The following is a 23,865-nucleotide window of genomic DNA, read 5'->3' as shown; positions in this document are numbered from 1 at the left end:
CGCGTCTGGACCGGCCACGGCCGCAGCCTCGACTGGCCAACCGCACAAGGCGAAGCCTTCCTCCGCCGTGCCGTCGAAGTGAAGAACGTCTGGGTGCCGTACGGAGACTGAGCATAGGGCTCCTGATGCCCCGGGCTTTTGTCATTTCTTCAGAACGAGAACGATTACCGATGAAAATCTACCTGGCCGGCCCCGAAGTCTTCCTGTCCAACGCCCGCGAGGTGCTCGACCGCAAGATCGATTTGACCCGGCGCTACGGCTTCGTCCCGGTCTCGCCGGGCGACCTCGAGGTACCGGCAACCGATGCCAAGAGGGCAAAGGGGCTGGCCATCAGTTCGATCAACGAGCGCCTGATGATGAGCGCCGACATGATCATCGCCAATCTCACGCCGTTCCGCGGCGTCGCTGCCGATGTCGGCACGGCCTTCGAGCTTGGCTTCATGTGCGCCCGCGGCTGCCCTGCCTATGCATTCTCGAACGTGCTTGGCGACCATTACGCACGGGTTTCATGCCTGCATGACGGCCGTATCGAGCCTGATGCCCACGGCAGGCCGCGCGGACCGGACGGACTGGCGGTGGAAGATTTCGACATGGTCGACAACCTCATGCTGGACGGCGGCATCGAGGCGCGTGGCGGCATGGTCATCACGCGCGAGGTCGCGCCCGCCGAGCTGTACACGGACCATCAGGCGTTCGAGGAATGCCTGAGGCAGGCGGCTGCCAAATTCCTGCTCTGAGGTCCGCGTTGCAACTGGGAGGTATTCTGATGGATCGTGCCGATATCGTCGTGCTTGGAACCTTTGTCGCTGACCTGGCCTTCAAGGCCGAGCGTCTGCCGGTGATCGGGGAAACGCTGCTTGGCCGGGGCTTTGCCATGGGGCCGGGCGGCAAGGGCTCGAACCAGGTCATCGCGGCAGCGCGCGCCGGCGCGCGTTCGGCCATGATCACCCGCGTCGGGCAGGATGCCTTCGGTGAAATGGCGCGGCAGACCTGGTCTGGTGATGGAGTGAACACCTCCCACGTCCTGATCGACGAGACCGCGCCCACCGGGGCCGCGTTCATCTTCGTCTCCTCCGAGACCGGCGACAACGCGATCATCATCGAAAGCGGTGCTGCCGCCAATCTGAGCGCCGCAGATGTCCGCGCTGCCGCCCAGTTGATCTCCGGCGCAAAGGTCTTCGTCACGCAGTTCGAGCAGCCCATCGAGGCTGCCATCGAAGGGCTTCGGCTGGCGCGCAGCCATGGCGTCACGACCATCCTCAATCCTGCCCCGGCACTCCCCGTCGAGGCGTCGATCTACGCCCATTGCGACTACGTGACGCCCAACGAGACAGAGGCCGCGACGCTGACCGGCATCGATACGACCACGGAAGAGGGGGCGGTGCGTGCCGCTGCCCGGCTGGTCGAGCTTGGCGCCGCCAATGCGTTGATCACCCTGGGATCGAAGGGCGCGTTGTTGCATGGCGCGGCGGGTACCCATTTTGTGCCTGCGTTCCGCGTCGCGAAGGTTGTCGACACCACCGGCGCCGGCGACGCCTTCAACGGCGGCTTCGCCGTCGCGATCGCCGAAGGCCGTCCACCGCTCGAGGCAATTCGCTTCGGATCGGCGCTCGCCGCGTTGTCGGTGCAGAAGCCTGGCACGGCGCCATCCATGCCGACACGCGCGGAAATCGACGCTTTTCTCCGCGCGAAGGGATAGAAACCAGGCCGGTCGGACAGCGGATCGGTCAGCGATAGCTGGTGAACGGCTTTGGCGGCGCGGTCCGGTCCGCATTGGTTGCGAAGGAGTTCGGTCATCCTGGCTCCGTAAATGGCATCGGAGAATGTGGGCAATGGCGTGCGGGACTTGCCATGTGCAAGTCGAGGAAACAGCAGTTTCGCTTGGGAATCCGAGCATACCTGAGAACGACATGCTGAACGTACCGCGTGCAAGCTCTCGTGCTTCGACTTGCCAGTCTGCTCGCACAGCTCGACATTACGATCCGAGCTGTCCGCGTGGCCGAGATTTCCCGGACGAGCCACCAGATCATTCTCGGCGACGGCAGCCGCTGCGGCTACGACCATCCCATCCTCGCAACAGGTGCCCGTAATGTCGTGCCGCCCGCCCGACCTTGGTTCATTGCTGCCGCAAACCTGCCGCGCAGCCGCGAATTTGCGCATGGCTTCCGCCCCACAATTCTTCCTGAGAGATCAGCGCATGTGCTCTGCTGTAGAGGGAGTTGCGCGAAAAATCAGGGCGCGGCGGGGCTCTCCGGTTCGTCGTTCACCGAATCGGCGAACTTGCGCATGAGCCGGATGAGCTCGTCGATGTCGCGGGCATCCCAGGTCGCGAAGATGGCGCGGGCGTTCCTCTCGCGCGCGGCGTCGATCTTGTCGGTCATCGCCTTGCCCTTCGGGGTGACAACGGCCTCGTTCACGCGGCGGTCGGCCGCGCTCTGCCGGCGTTCGGCGAGGCCAAGACTTTCCAGCTTGGCGACCTGGCGGCTGACGGTGGTGTAATCGCGACCGGCGCGGTCGGCGAGGTCCACGATGCCGATTGGCCCCAGCCGTTCTATGCCAACCAGCAGGGGAAACAGCGCGCGGTCGAGCGAGATGCCGGCTTCGCGCACCAAGCTCTCGTCGCGCTGGGGCCTGTTCATGATGCTGACGATTTCGACCAGTGCACCGTGGAGCTCACGAATCTGGCGGCTCTCGATATGTGTATTTTTCACATTTTTTCTTGACGGCATTCCGAATCTCCTACTATGTGCATAATACACATAAGGAGGCGACCATGACAAACGGTTTCACTGCGGACGTGCTCATCTGCGGGGCGGGTGCGTCCGGCCTGACGCTGGCGATCGAGCTTGCGCGGCGCGGCGTTTCCTTCCGGCTGATCGAGAAGCGGGAAGGATCCTTCCGGGGCTCGCGCGGGAAGGGCATCCAGCCGAGGACGCAGGAGATCTTCGAGGACCTCGGCATTCTCGACAAGGTGGTCGCCGCCGGCGGCATCTATCCGCCGGTGCGCGCGTATCGCAGTGACGGCAGCCATACCGAAAAGGACATCGGCGAGCGGCCCGATCCGACGCCGGCCGAGCCTTACCACATCGCGCTGATGATCCCGCAATTCCGCACCGAGGAGATCATGCGGGAGCGGTTGGGCGAACTCGGCCACGAGGTCGAGTTCGGATGCGAGTTGGTCGAGGTCGAGCAAGACGCGGACGGCGTCATGGCCCGCCTTGCGGGACCACATGGCGGGCAAACCGTTCGCGCCCGCTATCTCGTCGGGGCCGACGGCGGCCGCAGCTTCGTGCGGGACGCGCTCTGCGTGGGTTTCCCCGGCAAGACGCTGGGCGTGCGGGCGATCGTGGCGGATGTGGAATTGACGGGGCTGGACCGCGATGCCTGGCACCAGTTCAACGACGGCGACATGGAACGCATGGTCGTGATCTGTCCGCTGGCCGGAACCGATCTCTTCCAGCTTCAGGCGCCGATTCCGCCCGACGGCGAAGCCGACCTCTCGGCCGAAGGGCTGGCACGGATGATCGGCGAGCGGACAGGGCGCGGCGACATACCTGTGCATTCGGTCTCCTGGGCTTCGGCCTATGCCATGAACGCGCGGCTTGCCGATCGCTACCGGGTCGGACGGCTGTTCCTCGTCGGCGACGCCGCCCATATCCATCCGCCGACCGGCGGCCAGGGCCTGAACACCAGCGTGCAGGATGCCTACAATCTCGGCTGGAAACTCGCCGCCGTTCTCGGCGGCGGCGAGGATTTCCTGCTCGACACCTATGAGTTCGAGCGGCGGCCGGTGGCGGAATCGATGCTCGGCCTCGCGTCCCGGCTGCTCGATGCGCAGAAGCAGGGTGAAATGCGCCGGGGGCGAGAGGTGCGCCAGCTCGATATCGGCTATCCGGACTCGCCGCTTTCCAGGCAACTGGCCGAACGCAGCGGCAGTCTGCGTCCGGGCGACCGTGCGCCGGACGCCCCGATCATGGGTGCGGCGGGCCAGCCGTCGCGGCTGTTCCAACTGTTCCGGGGGACGCATTGGACGCTGCTCGTCCATGAGGGGGAAAGAGAGATGGTCGGGCCAAGGCCTGGGCTGCATGTCCGCCACATCGGCCCGCAGGGCGACGTCATCGACGCCTGGGGGCACGTCCGCGATGCCTACGAACTGGCGCTGGGCGAGGGCGTGCTGATCCGCCCGGACGGCTATGTCGGCGCGTTCCTGATGCTTGGCGCAGAGCGGACGGCGAAGCTTGAAAGATATCTGGGCCACGTGGGCGTCGGTCCGCTCGAAGAGGAAACGAAGTGAGCGCCGGGATATGTTCGAAGCATGAGGCCGGCCTGTCGGACAGGCTCGACTGGCGGCTGATGCTGCCGCTGTTCGCCATAGTCACCCTCTATGCCGCGGGCATCGGCGCGGTTCTGCCCGTCCTGCCTTTCTATCTGCGTGAGATGGGGGCGAGTCCGCTGGTCTTCGGCATCGTCCTTGCCACCGAAGCATTGAGCCTGTCCGCCGCATCGCCTTTGCTCGGCCAGCTTTCCGACCGTTTCGGACGCAGGCGGGTGCTTTTGGCCAGCCAGGTCGTGGCGGTCGTCAGCCTGCTCCTGCTCGCCCTTGCGCAGAGTATCTTCACCGTGCTCCTGGCGCGCTTCCTGTTCGGACTGACTGCGGGCAACTTCTCGGCTGCGGCCGCCTACGCCGCAGACAACAGTTCGCCGACGACCCGACGCCAGGCGATCGGCGTCGTGAACGCCGCACTCGGTCTCGGCGCGATCGTCGGCGCAGGACTTTCAAGCGTCCTGTCCGATATCTCGCTGACCGCCCCGATCTACATGGCGCTCGCCCTGTCGGCATCCGGCGTCGTCGTGACGACGTTCGGCCTGAAAGGCGGCAAGGTGGTGCGACAGGCCACCGACGAACCCGATCGCGAGCGCATTTCGTTGCGGGCGATCACTGGCCATCCGGTCATCCGCGTGCTCGTCATCGTCATGCTGTGCCATTTCTTCGCCTATGGAATGTATACCTCGCAGCTTCCGATCTACCTTGCCGACCGGTTTGTCTGGAACGGCCACGCTCTCGGGCCGCGCGAATTTGCCTACATCATCGCGGCGGACGGTGTGATCAACATTCTCGTCCAGCTTTTCCTGCTCGGATTGCTCGGCCGGTTCTTCTCGGAGCGCCGGCTGATCATCCTGATCTTCGCCCTTTTCTGCATCGGCTTCCTCACTGCCGGACTGGCGAGCACCATTCCCGTCCTCGCCTTTGCCGTGCTCTGCATCAGCACCGCCGACGCCCTTGCAAAGCCGACCTATCTCGCGGCGCTGTCGGTCCATGTCCCGTCCGAGCGGCAGGGGGTGGTCATGGGAACAGGCCAGGCGCTGGTCGCGGTGACGGATATCGCTTCTCCGGTCATGGCGGGCTTTATCGTCGGGCTGGGCCTCTATGGGGCGTGGATCGGCGCGGTGGTGGCGATCGCGATCACCGGAGCCGTCATCGCAGCCACCCGTCTTCCCCGCCAAAGCGATTCCGAGACCGGGACACCCGCGCCACCAGGATGATGATGCAATCGCGGATCTCGCCGGCCGTGCGTGCGGAACCACGTACGGTCGATCAACTCGGCATCGTCGCGCGAAGGCTGCGAGACGGCGATGACTCCCACTCGACAGTCGTCACGGCGGTTCCTGATAGTTCGCCTCCGATGCGGACCCGTCTGACCAAGGTCCGTTTGCCCACGGATTTATGATTGCGCCGACAGAGGTAAATTATCGAACTGTTAAGCATAAAGCTCTCAAACGTTGCTTAGTGTTTGAATCATTTTGGTTTTCGATGTTGATGAATCGCCGCCCATCCGGGGCTTTCCAACCGTCCCGTCGCTTGTCTATGGTTGTCGCGCCTTTGGCCTTGATGCTGGCGAGTGCGCCAGTGTCGGCCCAGCAGGTCATCCTGAGTGGCGACGCCGATCCTTCGGACCCGACGAGCATCACCGGCGGTGACGATCTGGAGATCGGCCGCACCGGCATTGGCGCCTTGACCATCCTGAATGGCGGTGCGCTGACCAATAGGCAGGGCTCGGTCGGCAGCAATATCGGCGGCGATGGCGCAGTCACCGTCACCGGGCGCGATGGCGCAGGCAATGCCTCCACCTGGACCAACACGGATCTTCTCCATGTCGGCGGTCAGGGCACCGGGACCCTCGACATTCTCGATGGCGGCGTGGTGACGGATAGCGGCGGCTATGTCGGCTATGAGACTGGCAGCACCGGTTCGGTCACGGTTTCCGGCCAAGGTTCATGGTGGAACAATGTTGGTGACGTCGTCATCGGGCAGCTTGGCAATGGAACGCTCGATGTCCTGGCGGGCGGGCGCGTCAGCAGCGAGACCGGCTATATCGGCGCCAGCCCGGGCGGCGTCGGTGTCGTGACCGTGTCGGGCAACGACGGACAGGGCAATGCCTCGACCTGGACCCAGCAAAACAACCTTTACATCGGCGATGAGGGGAACGGCACATTGAACGTTGCCCGTGGCGGCCGCGTCGTGACGAACGGCCGGATCAACATTGGCAATTTCGGTCAGGGCCAAATTACCGTCTCCGACGGCGCCACTGTCTCGAGCAACGACGCAATCGTCGGCGTCGGCGGATATGGCGAGGCGCTGCTGACATCGGGCGGGTCCTGGACCATGACGGACCAGCTTACGATCGGCCTGGGCGGCCAAGGCGTCCTGCGGATCGAGGACGGCGCCCGAGTGATCAGCAACCAGGGCTATGTGGGCGCCAATCCCGGTGGCGACGGCAGCGTCACGGTGACAGGCGCTGGGTCGACCTGGGAGATGACCGGCTCCAATCTCACCTTGGGCAATTACGGCGTCGGCGCCATGGCCATCGAAGACGGCGCCCGGGTTTTTGCGCATAGCGGCGTCTATCTCGGCATGTCGAATGCCACGGCAAGCGGCACGCTGAATGTGCTGGGCACCCCAGGTGCGCGCGGGGTTCTGGAAACCAGTGGTTTCCGCGGTGGCGCGGGCACGGCAAATGTAACCATGGACGGGGGCATCATCCGGGCAATCGACAACAATGCGACGTTCTTCCGCAACTATGGTGCTCAACAGGTCACCCTTGGCGCCGCTGGCGGTATCTTCGATACCAACGGCTACAGTATCGGCATCGCCCCCGAAATGACGGGCGTCGGTGGTCTGACCAAGGAGGGGCTGGGTACGCTGACCTTGAGCGGCGCCAATAGCTATGCCGGCGGCACGACCGTCGCATCGGGGGTGCTGGCAGCGGGGGCGGCGAACGTTTTCAGCGCCGGGTCGGCGCATATGGTTCTCGGCGGCGGCACGCTTGCGCTCAACGGCTTTGATCAGGTTGTCGCGTCGCTGAACAACGCCGGTCGCATGACGTTCGGCCGCGTTCCCGGCACGACGCTGACCGTCGCCGGCGACTATACCGGTAATGGCGGTGCGCTCGAGATTACGGCCGAGCTCGGCACGGACAACGCGCCGACGGACCTGCTCGTCATCACCGGCAACAGCATTCGTGGCAGCGGTGCCACGCTGGTCAGCGTCATCAATGTCGGCGGCACGGGTGGCCTGACCACCGCCGACGGCATCCGCATCGTCCAGGTCGATGGCATCTCCGATGCCGGGGCCTTTGCGCTCGCCGGACCGGCCATCGCCGGCGCCTATCGCTATGGCCTTTACCACAACGGCATTGCCGACCCCGCCGACGGCGACTGGTATCTGCGCTCGTCCGGCCTGGCGCCGACCTTGCCGGTCTACGAGACCTATCCGCAATTGCTGCTCGGCATGGTCGAACTGCCCACCCTGCAGCAGCGCGTCGGCGCTCGCTATTGGACGGAGCTGGACGGTGGCGCCCCGAGCGGCGGCGGCGCTGCGAGCGCCATCTGGGCGCGCATCGAGGGCGCGCATGGCCGCGTCAAATCAGGCGCTTCGACCAGCGGCGACGCCGCCTTCGACACCACAGGCTTGCTGTTGCAGGCAGGCCTCGACGGCCAGCTGGCCGCCAACGCCGCGGGCATCTGGGTCGGCGGGCTGACGGCGCAATATGGCCGCGCCAGCGCCGACATCTTCTCCGGCCTCGGCGACGGATCCAACTCGACCACCAGCTACGGCATCGGCGCGACGCTGAGCTGGTATGGCGAGAACGGCTTTTATGTCGACGGCCAGGCGCAGATAGCCATGTTGCGCAGCGACCTGGATGCCGCCGGCATCGGCAGGGTCGGTGACGGCATTCACGGCAGCGGCCATGCGCTGAGCCTGGAGGCCGGTCGGAAAGTCGCGCTGGGCGACGGCTGGTCGCTGACGCCCCAGGCGCAGCTTGCCTGGTCGTCCGTCGACTTCGACAGCTTCACCGACCGGTTCGGCGCGATCGTCTCGCTGAAGGACGGCGACAGCCTGAAGGGCCGTATCGGCATCGCCGCCAACTATGAAGAAGGGCCGGCCGGAACCCAGGTCTACGGTATCGCCAACCTGACCTACGAGTTCCTCGACGGGACAAGCGTGATGGTGTCAGGCTTGGATACGTCTTTCGCAGCGCAGCGTTTTGGCGGCGAACTCGGTTTCGGCGGAACCTATCGGTGGGCCGACGGCAAATATGCCCTGCATGGAGAGGCGCTTGGCTCCACCAGCTTCGCCGGCAGCCATGGCATCAAGGGAACGGTCGGGTTTGCCATGAACTTCTGAGAGGACCCGGCAACGGCTGGGCCGCGCCTTGGCTAGGTGACTGCGTATGTCGTCTACTAGCCTGCTGGCGAAGTTGACTGTCAGCGTCGGTCATGGCTCTGCGTCCGGAGATACTGAACGAACGGCAGGTTTCGAGCGAAGACGGAAGCAATTCGAACGGCGACATCCGCCGTGATCGCAATGCCGAACGCCATGACTGCCGCCCGTAAAAGTTTGGCCAGTTTACGCGAAAATCTCTGCAAGCTCCTTCACATCGGCGCCTTCCTTGACGTAGCGCAGCTCGACATAGGAAACGGCGACGGCGATCGAGATGATCCCCGAAAGAACGGCCGACAGCATGGTCGCCACCCCGGTGGCGACGACGGCACCGAGCAGAGGCACGATCGCCAGTGGCAGAAGTCCCAGCGCGATCTGAAGGAGCCACAACGACACGTAACTGGCCTCATATCTTGGATTTGGCCTTCGGCTTTGCGGTGTGGATCAACTGGACGCTGCGTTACGCGCTCTATGAGAGCGTCGATCCCAGAGTGATCGAGTCAAACGATCATTGGCCGCATTGGGACCCTAAGACAAATAATTGGATAGGGCGCACCCACTGGTTAGCGATTGTAGCGGGGCTTGCATCGGTCGCCTGCGTGTTGGCTGCAGCGACAGCAGCATATTGCCGGATGAATATCGGTTAGTGGCTCACACCCTCAACCTGCGCCATCCCACGCGCCTAGCTTCTGCTTCCGAGCAAAACCAGCGTTCGCCCTGCGATTGCGAGGTTCGCGTTTCCTCGCAATAACGCTGCCCTTGCACATGATAGATGCGCTGGCCGTTGTTCTGGCTAACGTTGCCTTTGATGTTGCAAACCTGAGCCGGCAGGGCGGCAGCAATGCTGTTCGCAGGCACCCCACTAGAGAGCGCTACAGCGCCAAAAACGCCCCAGCAACATGATACCGGGGAACGCCGGCCATGGCGTCCTGCGCAACCTGTGGCCTTGCGCGGCCCAATGCGTCCTATGATGGCGTTTCGGCGCCATCATGCACGTATAGCGTGATGATGCTTGCCGGGCGGCCAACGAAGCCAAAAACGCTGTTCTAGAATTTGCCGACATTTCGTCCGGTGAATTCATCTAAATAGCTGATTTTGGGTGATTAAGTAAGAATGGCTGGGGAACCTGGACAGTAATCCAAGAAAAATTAAGCCTATGTTTTTGTGCAATATATTGCGCAGTAAGGGTTTTTTAGTCTAGAACTGTTCCGGTTTGATGTTCCGGAATGGTGCTACGGAAGGACCGTGATGGCAAGGCTGACATACTTGGAGCGGCGCGGCGCAACCTATTATGCTCGTGTCGACATTCCTGTGGATTTGGTTCCCCTTTACGGCACCACGACCCGCAAGAAATCGCTGCGCACGAAAGACGAGACGACGGCCAAAACGCGTTTGTGGCCGGTAATCGAGGCTTGGCGCGCAGAATTCGAAGGCACCCGAGCCCGGGGCATTCTGACGGTGGACGATAAGGCCGATGCCGTTTGGCAGCACTACACGGACACTCTTGAGCGCTACGAGCAGGCACAACAGCAGATGCCGACCCAAGCCGAGATCGGCGTGGCAATGGAGCAGGCGATTGAGCGCGTTCAACGTGAAGGCATCGATCACAGCGACCCGTTGGCAATGTTCGATGTATCCCTTGATGTCGCTGCCCTGAAGGATCGTAGGAAGTTCGATGCCAATAGCAGGCGCGTGAAGCTGCTCGCGTTGCGCAAGCATCTCGTGGAAGGTGAAACTGCTCTGATCGACTATGAGGTGGACGACTATCTTGAGCGCAACAAGCTGCTGATCGATCCCTTGTCACCGGATCGGGGCGATATTGCCCGCCGCTTGATCAGGGCTGAGATCGAGGCCCTTGAACGCACTCTTGAGCGCGACAAGGGCAACTATGGCGGCTCTCCGAAGGACCCCATAGTAGTGCCCGCCACCGGCACTATTCGTGAGCAGGCGAAGCCCGGCGAAACCCTCATGGAGCTGTTCGAGCAATACGCTGCCGAAAACCCAAAGGGCATCGCGGCGGATACGATTGCCCAGGCTCGGCGCGATGTCGGCACTTTTGTCGACTACGTCGGGAGCACTTGCCTTGTTCATAGGGTCGACAAGAAGGCCGTCCGTGAATGGAAGGCACTGCTGCTGAAGTATCCAGTGAAGGCGACGGACAGCAATGCCTTCGCAGGGATGAAACTGGCGCAGATTGTCCGGCACAATGAGAAAGTCGGCAAGCCGGTTATCACCGTGCGCACCGTGAACCGCTACCTTGCGGGGCTGAGCGCCTTCTGTAGCTGGTTGGTTGCCCATGGCTATCTGGACGGCAATCCAACGGATGGCATGTTCCTGAAAAAGCCGAAAGATAAGACGACGCTGCCGTTTACGACTGACCAGTTGAATGTGCTCTTCAAGTCGCCGCTGTTCACTGGATGTCAGAGCGCCGATGAATGGCGCAACGTTGCCAGGCCGGGCAACGTCCGTATTCGTGATCATCGTTACTGGGTGCCGCTGGTTATGCTGTTCTCCGGTGCTCGCCCAGCGGAGATTGCCCAGCTTTCCGTTGCGGATGTGCGCCAAGAGCACGGCCATTGGATTATGCATATCACCACGGAAGGCGACGGCGACAAGAGCGTAAAGACGCAAGGTTCGATGCGCGTCGTCCCGGTGCACCCCGAGCTGATCCGGCTCGGTTTCATCAAATATCGCGACGGCATGGAGGAGGCCGGGCACAGTCGCCTATTCCCAGAGGCCAAACGCAACGAGCGCGGCCAGATGATCGCCGAGTTCTCGCGTGAGTTCGGTCGCTACCTTACGCGGCTTGAGATCAAGCACGGGCGCGGACTGTCGCTATACAGCTTCCGGCATGGTGCGGCCGACGCCTTGCGCAGGGCAGGGCATCTAGACGAGCAATTCGGCTTCATCCTTGGACACACTAGCGCGACCATGACTGGCCGTTACGGCATCATGCCACAGGGCATGCTTGAGCGGCGCGTTGATCTGGTGAACTCCATCGCCTATTCCGAGTTGCACCTTGATCACCTCTACTAGGTCTTTGGTGTCAGCCAGCGGTTCGGCACCATGCGTCGAACTTCAGCCCTTCTGTAGATGCGAAGCAAAAATATCCACCTTATGAATGAGTTGTTTCTTTTTAGGTTTATTGGAATCGCAAGAAAAAGAACTATAGAAAATGGAGCTATCATAGATATTATAGATATAATTGAAAGAGCATCACCAAAGGCAACGTAACTGTGTCCCAAGATGTATTCTGACATAAATGAAAAGCAGTAATAATATATAATAATATAGGAAATTATTACAGGCAAAAATAAAATAGATATTACAATAATCGATTTTATTGCGTGGTATGTGTTTGTGGATAGAAATCGAAACTGAATACTGAGGCCATGAGACCATGCGCTAGATGGATCATATATTGTTGCTCTGGCGGAGGCGTTGTCAAAATTTAGTATTTTATCAGAAAATATGCGCTGGTATTCGTTAAGGGTAAAGCAATTTACTAACTCAATAATCGAAAATGAAGAAATCACAGAAAGAGCAAATACTGCGTAGATCTTCATGATGCTGATGTCGGATATCGGCGTTTTTATTCTTATGAGTAGATTTGAGTCAGTTGAAGAAATTATCATTAACAACAAGATAGAATACAAAAGGCCTTTGCCGCAGGCATTCGCGCTCCGTCGTCTTGCCTCAGAAAGGTCGGCGAAAATCTTCTCTGGTTCCACGAATTTCGTCATTGAGCGCATTGCGCGCAAGAACTCGTGCGCGCCTAGCCGGTAAGGAGAAGCTCTTATTTCTTTCATGCCATCCACCTATGGACGAGTCGTGGAGATTTACAATGTTGGGGTATTCGACCTGGCGAGGGTTTGTAAGGCGATTTGAAACTTTATAGGATTACTTTCCTTTTTTTATTGACCGCAAGAATCGCAGTATGAGACAATATTCCTAGGTTCAATCTTAGGTGTTTGTCTGTAGTGCTGCGTAAGGCGTTCAACGGCGTAAAGAAGTCACTTGGTTATGGATCGGAGCAGAAGGCGCTGCCTCTGTCCGATCCTGCCATTGCTGAATTGTTCGGCGTCATTCCGTCCGCCTCTGGCGTGGCTGTTACTGCCAGCACTGCCTTGCGCGTCCCGGCAGTGCTTCAAGCCGTCCGACTTATCTCTGAAACTGTCGGATCGCTCCCCTGCAAGCTCTACCGCGAGGAAGGCGACAGCAAGGAAGCTGCCAAGGACACCGCTTACAAGCTCACCCATAACCGCGCGAACGACTGGACCAGCGCCGGTCAGCTTCGCGTTGACCTAACCGCCGATGCCCTCATGCACGGTGCAGGATACGCCCAGGTTGCCCGCACCAGCGATGACCGGCCTTTCGAGCTTCATCGGCTCGCACCTGGCACCGTGCAACGCCGCTTCGAAGATGACGGCGAGCCCTTTTATCTGGTGCAGCAAGCGAATAACCGGCAGGTGCGCCTGTCCTATCGCGACGTGCTCTATCTGCCTGCCTTCGGCTGTGCATCGCCCATTACGCTCGGCAAAGAGGCCATCGGCGTTGCCATGGTGCTTGAGCGCCATGCGTCACAGTTCTTCGGCTCTGGTGCTCGACCGTCCGGCGTTATCTCCAATGAGGGCAAGGCGCTCGGCGGCGACGACAGCGGCGCGAAGACCATCGGCAACATTCTAAAGTCATTCCGAAACTGGAGGCAGAGCGCCAACGGCGACCCGCTGATTCTCGATGGTGGCTGGAAATTCGACCAGCCGGCCATGACCTCGACCGACGCGCAGTTCCTTGAGAATCGCCTGGAGCAGGTGCGCGAGATCGCCCGAATCTTCGGCGTGCCGCCGCACATGCTCTATGAGCTTTCTCGCGCGACGTGGAGCAACGCCGAACAGATGGCGGCGAGCTTCCTTCAGCTTTGCCTTCGGCCTTGGCTCGACCGTTGGCAGGACGCCTACGCGACTGTGCTTCTGACCGACGACGAGCGCGACGACCTCTATTTCGAATTCGTCATTGATGACCTTCAGCGCGCCGACGCGGCGGGCAGGGCGGAAATCTTCGGCAAGCTGGTCGCTATGCGCGCCATGACCCCGAACGAAGTCCGCGCGGCCATGAACCTGCCGGCCATCGCAGGCGGCGACGAGCTTGCCAATCCCTACACCACGACCAGCGCGCCGGCCGGGAAGATTCCTGCCGGTGACAACGACAACGCCGGTGCAAAGGACGCAGCCTAATGAAGCACGTCGCCTTTTTCGGGGATGGCGAAAAGACCTTCGCCCTGCCGTCTGACCAGATTCAGGAGCTTGAGCGCAAGACCGGAGCGGCCATCGGCGCGATCTACACGCGCGTCATGACCGGGCAGTTTCAATATGCCGACATCATCGAAACAATCCGGCTCGGCCTGATCGGCGGCGGCATGTCGCCGAAGGATGCGCACGAGCTTGTCGAGGCTTACGCTCGACCGACGCCGATCATTGAGGCGTTCCAGCTTGCGGCCGATATTCTTGAGGCCCGGTGGAGCGGCACGCCGGCCATTTCCGAAACTGTTTCGGACTTGCCCCAGGCCGCAGCAACCGGCGACCTCGCCGCCGCAATCCGCGAAGCATATGCGGATGTGCCGGCATGACCGAACGCCTCGAAATCAAGGCCGCGCTCACCGTTGACGACACCGGCGAGATTACCGGCCTCGCTTGGCCGTTCGGCTCGCCTGATCGTGTCGGCGATGTGATCGAAAAGGGCGCTTTCACCGCGCCGACTTCAGTGCCGATGCTGTTTGCGCACGACCAGCGCGACACTATTGGCGTCTGGGACCAGATCACCGAAACCGCCGAGGGCCTCACCGTAAAGGGTCGCTTGCTGGTCGATGACGTGGCGCGCGCCCGCGAGGTTCGCGCCATGATCAAGGCCAAGGCCGTTACCGGCCTGTCCATCGGCTTTGTTACCAAGAGCGCCAAACCCCGCCGCAACGGCCGGACGATCACGGCGCTCGACCTTCACGAAATCTCTGTTGTCGCGGTCCCCTGCCATCCGGGCGCGCAAATCACGACGATCAAAGCCGCCGATGGCGCGGCACCTGTCAAGGAGAATGAAATGGCAAATGAAGCAGTCAACGAGCTGGAAGCGAAGGCTGACCCGGTGATTGAAAAGAAGGAATTCGACGCGCTCAAGGCCCGTCTCGACAAGATCGAGGCCAAGGCCAATCGCCCGATTGCGGCGAACAACAATCATCCGGCCGCCGAGAACGACAATGACGAGCGCAAGGCGTTCCGTTCGTATCTTCGCCACGGCAAGGATGCGACCGAACTCAAGGCGCTTGTCGTGTCGAATGACGCGCGGGGCGGCTATCTCGCACCGGCCGAAATCTCGTCTGAGTTCATTCGCGATCTTGTCGAGTTCTCGCCTATGCGCGCGCTCGCCACCGTTCGCCAGACGGCCGCCCCGGCTGTAACCCTGCCCAAGCGCATCGGTCGCACCAACGCCCTGTGGAAGGGCGAAACCCAGGCCACTACCGGCAGCGAGCCGTCTTTCGGGCAGATCGAACTGCCGGTGAAGGAAATCGGCACCCTGGTCGATATTTCGAACTGGCTTGAAGAGGATGCACCGGCCGCCGAGGCCGAAGTGCGCATGTCGCTTGCCGAAGACTTTGGTCAGAAGGAAGACGCGGCATTCGTCAACGGCGACGGCGTTCTCGCGCCGCGCGGTTTCATGACCGCCGACGATATCGACGTTACGCTCAACGGCCATGCAGCCAATCTGTCGGCCGATGCGCTGATCTCGCTTATGTATGCAATGCCTGCCGGCTATCGGAACCGTGGCACTTGGGCCATGAGCGGCACGACGCTTGCCACCATCCGTAAGCTGAAGGATGGCCAGGGCAACTACCTCTGGCAGCCGTCCTATCAGGCAGGACAGCCCGAAACCATTCTCGGCCGCCCTGTGGTCGAAATGATCGACATGCCGGATATCGAGGCCGACGAGTTCCCGATTGCGTTTGGCGACTTCGCCACCGCCTACCGCATCTATGATCGCCTGTCGGGGCTTTCGGTGTTCTCGAATCCGTATCTGCTTGCGACGGAAGGCCTGATCCGCATTCACGCCCGCCACCGCGTTGGTGGCGACGTGGTGCAGCCGAAGGCGCTGCGCAAGCTCAAGATGGCAACGAGCTAAGGCGGCGACCATGCGTGATCTTGCAAACAATATCGCGGTTGTGAGCGTCATCGCTCCGCAGAGTATAGGCGACTCTCTTACCAGCGAGGCAATTGATGTTCGCGACTTTGGGAGCCTGACAATCGCTATCTCGACCGGTGATGTGGACTCTCCATATGGAGTGAATGTCACTTTTTGGGGTAGCGATGTCCTGGACGCCGAATTTGCCGCGCCCCTCGATCCTGAGCCCACCGGAAAGTATGTCGAGCTTAGGCCAAAACTGGAACTTCCCGCAAACAGCACCGTTCACATCGGCAACGGCACGCATCATCGCTACATCAAAGTCAGGGTTTCCGGCTCCGGCAATGTGAGCGTGGTCGCAATCAAGGGTCGCCCGAGGGTTCGCCCTATTGTGCAGCCTACGTTGGCATAGCGCCATGACCTTCCGGCCCGCAATCGACGAGATCACGCTTGCGCTCGGTGGCCACACCGTCCGATTGCGCCCGTCCTTGCGGGCTGCTTCCCGCCTTGAGCGTGTTCATGACGGTTTCGCTGGCCTGCTTCGGCATGTCAGCGAATTCCATGTTGGCACTGTTCGAACTGCCATCATGGCCACCGCAACCGACCGCCGAGAGGCAACGGCCTTCCTCGACCAGATAGACAGCACGCCGCTCAAGGGCGCTGCCGACGCCATTACCGCACCGTTGCTCGCATTATGCGCCGGGTTCATCCCGGTATCCGATAACGACACCAAGCCCCAATCCAACATCAAGCCGATGCCCTGGCCTGACTTCTACCGCCAGCTTTTCCGCACGGCGACAGGCGCACTCCACTGGGCGCCGGAAGTTGCGTGGAACGCCACGCCGACAGAAATCAATGAGGCCTTCGCCGGCCACATCGCCATGCTTAGAACCATCCACGGCAGCCCCGACGACGCAGATCCCAAGTCGGATGATCCGCGCCAGGAAATTGCCCCTGAGAAGGTAAAGGCCGGGATATCGAAACTGCGCGGTCTAGCCAAGCAGAGGGCAACATGAGCCGCCCACCGCACCTTTGCACCTGTGGCCGTATCGTGCCGCACGGCGTTCGTTGTGAGTGCCAGCGCCAAGCCGCCCGCGAGCGTAACACCCGCCACGATGCACGCCGCGAGAACGCCAGCCGTCGCGGTTATGACCGTGCATGGGAGGAAGCCGCCCGCGCCTTCCTTCAGCTTCCCGGCAATAAGCACTGTGAATGCGGCGCACCGGCAACGCTTGTCCGACATATTGTCAGCATCCGCCGGCACCCCGAGCTTCGCATGGTGCGCGCCAACTGGCGTCCCGGTTGCCGGCGCTGCAATGCCCGCGATTACATTCGCGAAGGTGCGCCAATGACACCCGCCGAAACTTATAGGAACCAACGCCAATGATCCGCCTCTACGAATTCCGTGGCCACCGCTACCTGCTTCGCGAGCTTTCCGAAATATCCGGCGTCGAGCACAAGGTGATCTATGCCCGCCTGAAGGAGGGTTGGAGCGTCGAGCAGGCTGTTTGCATTCCGAGCGTCCAGCAGCGCCGAGCGGGGGTGGTGTTCAACTTTCTGCCTGTCGAGGGGACCGGCGCGGGGAGCACCGCACAAGAGAGTCCCGAAATAACTTTTTCAGAAAAGGCCGAAAACGCATGAGCATCGTGACCCTTGCGCTCGCCAAGGCGCACATGAATGTCGACGGTTCGACCGACGATGACCTGATTTCCCTCTACCTCGACGCGGCCGACGCCTACCTGTCCAATTACATCGGTAAGCCGCTCGCCGACATTGACCCACTGCCGGCTGACCTCAAGCTTGCAGCGCTGAAGCTGGTTGCGTTCCATTACGAGCAGCGCGAGGCCGTCGCTTTCGGCGGCACCATGCAGATCGCGCCTTTCAGCGTGACCAGTATCGCCGATGCCTACCGCGAAAACTGGTTTGGCGAAGATGCCGCCTAAGAACGACAACGGCCTTGCCTCGACCCTGGCTGCTATCGAGCGCGCCCGTAAGGCACCGCGCGCAGCCGTTATGCCGGCGCTTCTTAAGTCCGGTGACGAACTCGCCGACGCACAGCGCTCGCTGGCAGAAAGCTCCCGCGACACCGGCGCGTTGATCGACAGCATCGCTGTCACACAGCCCGGCCAATCGACGCTGCCGTATTCGCAGCCCGGCGGCTCGCGTGTTGCTGGTGAGACGGAAGTGATCGTGACTGCCGGCAACACCGATGTTCGCTACGCGCACCTTGTCGAGTTCGGCACGGCCCAGGCTGAAGCACAGCCGTTCTTTTGGCCTGCCTTTCGGTTGCTTCGCCTGCGCCTTCAGAACCGCCTCAACCGTGCGGCTAGGAAAGCCGTGCGTGACGAATGGAATGGAAAATGATCGAACCGACGCTTGCCCTACAGACCGCCATCCGTTCGGCACTGGTTGCCTCGCCGGCCGTCGCCGCGCTTGTGCCCGTTGATCATATCCGCGCCGGCTCGACGCGGCCGGACAAGCTGCCGTCGATCATCATGAGCGGTGGCCAGACCATTTTTCTCGGCAACGCTTCCGGCTCGCAATATGTCGCGCGCGTATTCCTCGACCTTCATATTTGGGCGCTGGAAGACGGCGCTGACACTGCCAAGGCCATTGGCTTTGCCGTGTCCAACGTGCTGAAGCAAGCGCCCGACGCAACCAGCTTCGCCTTCGATGAATTCAGCCTGCCGGCCATCCGGTGGATGCGCGACCCTAATCCGGCCCAAGCTTACACCCACGGCGTTATCACCGTGGAAGCCGTCATGCGGTGGAGCGTATGATGCGCGCCGGCAAGCTTGATCGCACGATCACCATTGAACGCAAATCCGAAGCCGTTTCGGACTCGGGCGCGGTGGTCGCTGCCTGGACGCCCGTCGCCACGGTGCGCGCCGAGATCGTGACATCGGCGGCATCAGAGTTCCTGACCGGCTTCGGGGAGGCGGAAAGCGGCAACATCGCGTTCCGTATCCGCTATCTCGCCGGCATCACCACGGCCGACCGCGTGACCTATGCCGGACAGGTCTATGACCTCAAGGAAGTGACCGAGATCGGCCGCCGACGCGGCCTTGAGCTTAGGGCGGTGGCTACCGCATGACGCACCTTCGCGGCGTCAAGCCGGCTCTGTCCACCGACCATCAGGCGCTGACCAAGGTCCCTGTCGCCCCGGCGCGGATGAATGATTACGCGCGCGCCGAATGGAAGCGCGTCATGCCGCAATTGATCACCCGCCGGATCGTCACCAAGGCCGATCTTGCTGGCGTCGTGAACTATTGCGTTGCCGTCGGCGTGGTGGACCAGATCACCGAACTTATGGCCGAAATGCCTATTCCCGACCTGAAGCTTGGCGGCTTGCAGATTCGCTACATGCAAACAGCCCGGCAGCTTGCCGCCGAATACGGGCTAACGCCTACGTCGCGTGCTCGCGTCGGTTCTGCCGACGCCGACGATGACGACGACAACCCGCTCGCGGTGACGTGATGGCGAGCACCTATCCCGAATGGCTGTTCGACAATTCGCCGATTCCCGATCCGCTCGGCTACGGGGAGCGCGCCGTTGAGTTCCTTCGCCGCCTGAAGCATCCGAACAGCAGCGCACCCGGCCACGCTTTTCAGCTTTACCGGCCATTTGAGCGTATGGTGCGCGGTATCTATGGACCGCGCCACCCCGACGGCCGGCGCATCGTGGAAACTGCCTTCTGGATGGTTCCACGCGGGAACCGTAAGACCAGCCTCGCCGCTGCGCTCGCGCTCTTGCACACCATCGGCCCGGAGAAGGTTCCAGCCGGACAGGTGATCTTTGCCGCGTCCGACCGCGAGCAAGCCGGCCTTGGTTTCAAGGAAGCCGCAAACATCGTGCGGATGGACAAGCGCCTTGTCGCCGCGACCCGCATCTATGACGCGCACAACAGCGCGAAGAAAATCACCTTCAAGGCGCAAGGCGTCGAGCTTCAGGCTATTTCCAGCGACGGCGCTGCGCAGCACGGCAAGACACCGGCCTTCGTGCTTGTAGATGAAATCCACGTGTGGAAGGGCCGTGACCTCTGGGAAGCCTTGAAGTCCGGCATGGTGAAGACCAGCGGCACGCTTTTGGTGATCGCCACCACGGCCGGCCGTGGATCCGAGAACATCGGCTTTGACCAATACGAATATGCGCGGCGCGTGGCGCGCGGCGAGATCGACAATCCGGCCTATCTGCCGATCATCTTTGAGGCGGCCAACGACAACGATTGGCAGGATGAGGCGCTTTGGCATCGCGTCAACCCCGGCCTTGCGCACGGCTTCCCGAACCTCGACGCTCTGCGCACGGCTGCGAAAGAAGCCGAGCATCGGCCGGCAGATCGTGCCGCCTTCAAGCAATTCAACCTGAATATCTGGCAGGCGCATTCCCGCGACCCGCTGTTCGACATGGCGACCTATGACGCTGGCAAGATGTCGCTCGACCTCGCCGACATGGAAGCGCTGCCGTGTTTCATCGGTGTTGATATGTCGGTGAACGGCGACCTGACCTCCGTTGTCGCCGCGTGGCGGCACGACGATGACCGGATCATCGTGCATCCATGGTTTTTCGTGCCCGGCGACGATCTGAAGGGCAGGGCAGAACGTGACGGCGTGCCTTACGAGCAGTGGCGCGACGATGGCCTGATCACGGTGATAGACGGCCCGGTGATCGAGCCGACAGAGGTTGAGCAGCATATTCGCGAGCTTTGCGCGAGCTTTGACGTGCGCGAGATCGCTTTCGATCCTCACCTTGCACGCATGACCATGCAGCGATTGCACGACGATGGCTTGCCGGCGGTCGAGATGCGCCAAGGGCCGCTCACCATGGGACCGGCAATCGGCACCCTTGAGCGCGTCGTGAACGGCAAGGCGCTTCGCCACGGCGGGCATCCTGTCTTACGCCACCACTTCGATAGCGTCGTGGCCTCGCGAAACGACACCGGCCTTGTCCGCATGCACAAGGGCAAGAAAACCGACCGTATCGACGGCGCGGTTGCTGCCGTCATGGCCGTTGCGCGCGCCGCCGCGAACGACAACCGAAAATCCTTCCTCGACCTGGACCCCGACGAATTCGACCGGCTGACCGCCGACGCAGCATAAGGACCAAACATGAACGACGAACAGCGCCTTGTGGTCGCGCTTGAGGCCCGCCTTAACAAGTATGAGCGCGACATGCAGCGCGCCGGCCGTGCGACCAATGACAACTTCAAGCGCATGGAAGGCCGCGCCAAGCAGTTCTCCGGTAACATGGAGAAGATGACAGGCCGCGCCGCCGATAAGCTCGCCGGTGGCCTGGAAAGCGCCTTTGCGCCCTTCCTGCGCGGCGGCGCGGTCTTTGCCGGCGTCACCGGCGCGGCGATGGCCGTGAAGCAGATCGCCGATTCCGTTGCCGAGGTTGACCGCGAGGCAAAGAAGGCCGGCGTGACCACCCAGGTATGGCAGCAGTGGCACGCCGTAGCGACCGCCACCGGCATGTCGATCGACGGGATGACCGACGCGCTCAAGGAACTGAACATTCGCGGCGACGAGTTTGCCAAGACCGGCAAGGGCAGCGCACAGGCTGCTTTCGAAGCGCTCGGCTACAGTGCGGCGGAAGTAGGCCGGAAGCTCGCCGACCCGAGCCGCTTCCTCGACGAGCTTGTCGAGAAGCTCCAAAAGCTCGATGCAGCGGCGCGCACGCGCGCCCTCGACGAACTGTTCGGCGGCACCGGTGCGGAGGAACTGGCCAAGGCACTCGGCTTGTCTGTCGCCGAGATTCAGAAGCTGCGCAACGAAGCCGCCACCTTCACCAATGAGCAGATCGCGGCCGCAAAGAAGATAGACGCCGAGTTCGCCACCCTGTGGCGCAACGTTACGATCTACGCGAAGCAGGCAGCAATCGAAGGCGTTGGTTATGCCGGCAGCATCATTTCGGCCCTGAGCGGCGAGTGGCTTCCTGGCTATGACAAGCAGCAGAAGGCCTATGACTACCTGTTTTCCGACGAGGCCAAGCTTAGGCAGGCCGAGAAACAGCGCACACGCCTTCAGAAGCAGATAGCCGACCTCGATAACGGTCCCGACTTTGCGACCAAGGTGCTCGAGCTTCGCCAGCTTCGCGCCTCGCTCCAGGCCGTTGAGGAACAAATTGTCTCGCTTGGCGGTGGTAGCGACGAGTTGAAGGGCGCGCTCAAAGAGCTTTCCGACATCACTCAGAATGTCGGCGGCGCGTTCAATCGCAATGTCAGTGCGGCGGGAAACTTCAAGGCCGCCCTGGCCGATCTGAAAAGCCTTGTCCCGGAACTCAAGGCCGAACTCGAAACGCTGTCGCAGACCGACGTTATCGATGCGGCGTTCCGCAAGGCCGCTGGCAGCGCCCGGACTATGGGCGAGGTGCTGGGTGCCGCCGACATCGCCAATCGGGCGAAGTCGATTGCGCGCTTCGGCAAGCACGACAACATGCTCGACCTCATCGGTGCGGCCGAAGGCACAGACAAGGGGCGCGGCTACAACGAGACGCTCGGCTATGGCGCGTTCACCGGTGGTGCGGTGAACCTGACCAGCATGACGCTTGATCAGGTCCTTGGCCTTCAGAAGTCGATGCTGGCGCACCCGAACAACTCGTTCAATTCGTCGGCGGTGGGCCGCTACCAGATCACCCGCCGCACCCTTCATGGTCTCATGGGAGAGCTTGGCCTTACCGGCGATAGGCTGTTCGATGAAGGCACCCAGGACGAACTAGCGCGTGCGTTGCTTCGCCGTCGCGGTAGCGATATGGCCGGCCTGCGCAACGAATGGGAGGGCCTGCGCAACGTCGATGATACGACCATCCAGAACGCCTACAACGGCACTGCGACAGCCTCGCAGCCGCTTGCGCCGACCGATGGGCAGCAAAAGCAGATCGACCTTGCCAAGCAGCAGGCCGAAGCGCGCCAGCGGCTCAATTCGACCGTGCAGGAAGGTTTAGACCTCGCCCGGTTTGAACAGTCGATTTCCGGCATGTCCGCCAGTCAGCAGCGTGTCGAGCTTCAGCTTTACCAGTATCAGCAGGAGGCGAAGCGCGCCGGCATCTCGCTGACAGACGAAGAAATCCAGAAAATGCGCGAGAAGATCGCGCTGACGCAGCAGTTGGACGGTGAAAACCAGCAGGCCAAACAATCGCAGACCGCCTTGCAACAGGCTGGTATGTGGTTCGGCCAGCAATTCACGTCGAGTCTTTCCGGCTTGCTCACCGGCACTATGTCGGTGACGGACGCCGTTCGTAACCTCGCCAATGCTCTTATCGATGCAGCCCTTCAGGCGATGCTCTTGGGGCAGGGGCCGCTTGCCGCTCTGTTCGGGACGGCTAGCGGCGGTGGTTTGTTTGGATCGCTGTTCGGCTTCGCAGATGGCGGCTACACCGGCGATGGCGGGAAGCATCAGCCCGCCGGTGTCGTCCATAAGGGCGAGTATGTGATGAGCAAGGCGGCAACGCGCCGGATCGGTGTAGGCAACCTTGAGGCGCTTCACCAGGGAGCACTGCGTGGTTTCGCCGAGGGTGGGTATACCGGTGACGCGCCAGCCGTGCGCCGTATCCATGTTCCCGCGAACGCCAACACTGCGCCAGCGCCCACGGTGAACATCAACGCCCCCGTTACGGTGAACGCCAGCGGCGGCACGCCGGCTGAAAACGCGGACCTCGCCGCCAAGATCGGCCGGACGATGGAAGCCACGATGCGAGCAACGGTTGTCAGCGAACTCGCTCGCCAGATGCGGCCCGGCAACATGGGCAATACAAGGAGTAGGTAAAACGTCGGATGCGCGCAAAACATCTGCATTGCATCCGACGTTTTGCTATACTGTCGACCTGACAGAGCAAAAGTCCGCCCGGGTTGATAATCGGGTAAGGGCCATACTGGCGCTAGACTATTTCCGCGATAACCGGGACATGAGGGGTTTCCCCGACCGACCGGCGCGATGAGATAGCCAGATCGAACGGAAGATTGAACCGACAGCTCCCCGTCA

At 61.7% G+C, this 23,865-nt stretch carries 23 protein-coding genes; 19 read left to right on the top strand and 4 right to left on the bottom strand.

Annotation, left to right across the window (positions count from 1 at the left end; all coding sequences use genetic code 11):
* Positions 1–170: 170 nt before the first annotated feature.
* Together GGR00_RS26970 and rbsK are read left to right on the top strand one after the other, a co-directional pair.
* Complete coding sequence (locus tag GGR00_RS26970; protein WP_184702501.1) at positions 171–737, top strand: nucleoside 2-deoxyribosyltransferase; 567 nt, start codon at positions 171–173, stop codon at positions 735–737.
* A 29-nt stretch (positions 738–766) separates the two neighbouring features.
* Positions 767–1,699 carry a ribokinase gene (gene rbsK, locus GGR00_RS26965; RefSeq protein ID WP_184702499.1) on the top strand — a complete coding sequence of 311 codons (933 nt, stop codon included), beginning with the start codon at positions 767–769 and terminating at the stop codon, positions 1,697–1,699.
* 532 nt (positions 1,700–2,231) lie between these two features.
* Here rbsK and GGR00_RS26960 read toward each other — a convergent pair.
* On the bottom strand, positions 2,232–2,729 hold the full coding sequence (locus GGR00_RS26960; protein ID WP_055971627.1) for a MarR family winged helix-turn-helix transcriptional regulator: 498 nt from the start codon (positions 2,727–2,729) through the stop codon (positions 2,232–2,234).
* A gap of 44 nt (positions 2,730–2,773) precedes the next feature.
* On the opposite strand from GGR00_RS26960, the gene GGR00_RS26955 reads away from it, so the two are divergent.
* The 3 genes from GGR00_RS26955 (at position 2,774) to GGR00_RS26945 (ending at position 8,686) form a co-directional block, all read left to right on the top strand.
* Positions 2,774–4,294 carry an FAD-dependent oxidoreductase gene (locus GGR00_RS26955; RefSeq protein WP_184702497.1) on the top strand — a complete coding sequence of 507 codons (1,521 nt, stop codon included), beginning with the start codon at positions 2,774–2,776 and terminating at the stop codon, positions 4,292–4,294.
* Positions 4,291–5,544: an MFS transporter gene (locus GGR00_RS26950; protein WP_055971617.1), complete on the top strand. Its 1,254-nt coding sequence runs from the start codon at positions 4,291–4,293 to the stop codon at positions 5,542–5,544. Before GGR00_RS26955 ends, GGR00_RS26950 begins: the two co-directional genes overlap by 4 nt.
* A 364-nt stretch (positions 5,545–5,908) precedes the next feature.
* On the top strand, positions 5,909–8,686 hold the full coding sequence (locus GGR00_RS26945; RefSeq protein ID WP_184702495.1) for an autotransporter outer membrane beta-barrel domain-containing protein: 2,778 nt from the start codon (positions 5,909–5,911) through the stop codon (positions 8,684–8,686).
* Positions 8,687–8,908: 222 nt separating this feature from the next.
* On the opposite strand, the gene GGR00_RS26940 is transcribed toward GGR00_RS26945, so the two are convergent.
* Positions 8,909–9,118: a hypothetical protein gene (locus tag GGR00_RS26940; RefSeq protein WP_156381121.1), complete on the bottom strand. Its 210-nt coding sequence runs from the start codon at positions 9,116–9,118 to the stop codon at positions 8,909–8,911.
* 255 nt (positions 9,119–9,373) lie between these two features.
* Positions 9,374–9,580: a sunset domain-containing protein gene (locus GGR00_RS28765; protein WP_082496406.1), complete on the bottom strand. Its 207-nt coding sequence runs from the start codon at positions 9,578–9,580 to the stop codon at positions 9,374–9,376.
* Positions 9,581–9,970: 390 nt separating this feature from the next.
* Here GGR00_RS28765 and GGR00_RS26935 point away from each other — a divergent pair, with 390 nt between their 5' ends.
* From GGR00_RS26935 to GGR00_RS26915, 5 genes are all read left to right on the top strand, one after another.
* On the top strand, positions 9,971–11,758 hold the full coding sequence (locus GGR00_RS26935; RefSeq protein ID WP_184702493.1) for a DUF6538 domain-containing protein: 1,788 nt from the start codon (positions 9,971–9,973) through the stop codon (positions 11,756–11,758).
* 944 nt (positions 11,759–12,702) lie between these two features.
* Positions 12,703–13,956 carry a phage portal protein gene (locus GGR00_RS26930; RefSeq protein ID WP_343065657.1) on the top strand — a complete coding sequence of 418 codons (1,254 nt, stop codon included), beginning with the start codon at positions 12,703–12,705 and terminating at the stop codon, positions 13,954–13,956.
* On the top strand, positions 13,956–14,348 hold the full coding sequence (locus GGR00_RS26925) for a gene transfer agent family protein (protein WP_184702491.1): 393 nt from the start codon (positions 13,956–13,958) through the stop codon (positions 14,346–14,348). Before GGR00_RS26930 ends, GGR00_RS26925 begins: the two co-directional genes overlap by 1 nt.
* A complete protein-coding gene (locus tag GGR00_RS26920) occupies positions 14,345–15,889 on the top strand; it encodes a phage major capsid protein (protein ID WP_184702490.1) in 1,545 nt (514 codons plus the stop codon). The genes GGR00_RS26925 and GGR00_RS26920 overlap by 4 nt, the downstream gene beginning before the upstream one ends.
* A gap of 10 nt (positions 15,890–15,899) precedes the next feature.
* Positions 15,900–16,301 (top strand): hypothetical protein, encoded by a 402-nt coding sequence (locus GGR00_RS26915; protein ID WP_184702488.1) that lies wholly within the window; start codon positions 15,900–15,902, stop codon positions 16,299–16,301.
* On the opposite strand, the gene GGR00_RS26910 is transcribed toward GGR00_RS26915, so the two are convergent.
* The gene (locus tag GGR00_RS26910; protein ID WP_184702486.1) at positions 16,288–16,452 is read right to left on the bottom strand and encodes a hypothetical protein; all 165 of its coding nucleotides are present in this window, start codon (positions 16,450–16,452) and stop codon (positions 16,288–16,290) included. The genes GGR00_RS26915 and GGR00_RS26910 overlap by 14 nt on opposite strands.
* 24 nt (positions 16,453–16,476) lie before the next feature.
* Here GGR00_RS26910 and GGR00_RS26905 point away from each other — a divergent pair, with 24 nt between their 5' ends.
* The 9 genes from GGR00_RS26905 to GGR00_RS26865 all read left to right on the top strand — a co-directional run bounded on the left by GGR00_RS26905 (position 16,477) and on the right by GGR00_RS26865 (position 23,649).
* Positions 16,477–16,905 carry a hypothetical protein gene (locus GGR00_RS26905; protein WP_184702484.1) on the top strand — a complete coding sequence of 143 codons (429 nt, stop codon included), beginning with the start codon at positions 16,477–16,479 and terminating at the stop codon, positions 16,903–16,905.
* A gap of 367 nt (positions 16,906–17,272) precedes the next feature.
* Positions 17,273–17,530: a hypothetical protein gene (locus GGR00_RS26900; RefSeq protein WP_184702482.1), complete on the top strand. Its 258-nt coding sequence runs from the start codon at positions 17,273–17,275 to the stop codon at positions 17,528–17,530.
* Positions 17,527–17,832 (top strand): head-tail connector protein, encoded by a 306-nt coding sequence (locus tag GGR00_RS26895; RefSeq protein ID WP_184702480.1) that lies wholly within the window; start codon positions 17,527–17,529, stop codon positions 17,830–17,832. The genes GGR00_RS26900 and GGR00_RS26895 overlap by 4 nt, the downstream gene beginning before the upstream one ends.
* Positions 17,822–18,253 carry an HK97-gp10 family putative phage morphogenesis protein gene (locus GGR00_RS26890; protein ID WP_184702505.1) on the top strand — a complete coding sequence of 144 codons (432 nt, stop codon included), beginning with the start codon at positions 17,822–17,824 and terminating at the stop codon, positions 18,251–18,253. Before GGR00_RS26895 ends, GGR00_RS26890 begins: the two co-directional genes overlap by 11 nt.
* The gene (locus GGR00_RS26885) at positions 18,250–18,669 is read left to right on the top strand and encodes a DUF3168 domain-containing protein (RefSeq protein ID WP_184702478.1); all 420 of its coding nucleotides are present in this window, start codon (positions 18,250–18,252) and stop codon (positions 18,667–18,669) included. The genes GGR00_RS26890 and GGR00_RS26885 overlap by 4 nt, the downstream gene beginning before the upstream one ends.
* The gene (locus GGR00_RS26880; RefSeq protein ID WP_184702503.1) at positions 18,666–18,983 is read left to right on the top strand and encodes a phage head closure protein; all 318 of its coding nucleotides are present in this window, start codon (positions 18,666–18,668) and stop codon (positions 18,981–18,983) included. Before GGR00_RS26885 ends, GGR00_RS26880 begins: the two co-directional genes overlap by 4 nt.
* A complete protein-coding gene (locus tag GGR00_RS26875) occupies positions 18,980–19,366 on the top strand; it encodes a P27 family phage terminase small subunit (RefSeq protein ID WP_184702476.1) in 387 nt (128 codons plus the stop codon). Before GGR00_RS26880 ends, GGR00_RS26875 begins: the two co-directional genes overlap by 4 nt.
* A complete protein-coding gene (locus GGR00_RS26870; protein WP_184702473.1) occupies positions 19,366–20,985 on the top strand; it encodes a terminase large subunit in 1,620 nt (539 codons plus the stop codon). The genes GGR00_RS26875 and GGR00_RS26870 overlap by 1 nt, the downstream gene beginning before the upstream one ends.
* 9 nt (positions 20,986–20,994) lie before the next feature.
* Positions 20,995–23,649: a hypothetical protein gene (locus tag GGR00_RS26865; protein ID WP_184702472.1), complete on the top strand. Its 2,655-nt coding sequence runs from the start codon at positions 20,995–20,997 to the stop codon at positions 23,647–23,649.
* Positions 23,650–23,865 lie beyond the last annotated feature (216 nt).

This window comes from Aminobacter aganoensis (assembly GCF_014206975.1).
Classification (GTDB): Bacteria; Pseudomonadota; Alphaproteobacteria; order Rhizobiales; family Rhizobiaceae; genus Aminobacter; species Aminobacter aganoensis.
This window is presented reverse-complemented; position numbering and strand designations above follow the sequence as displayed.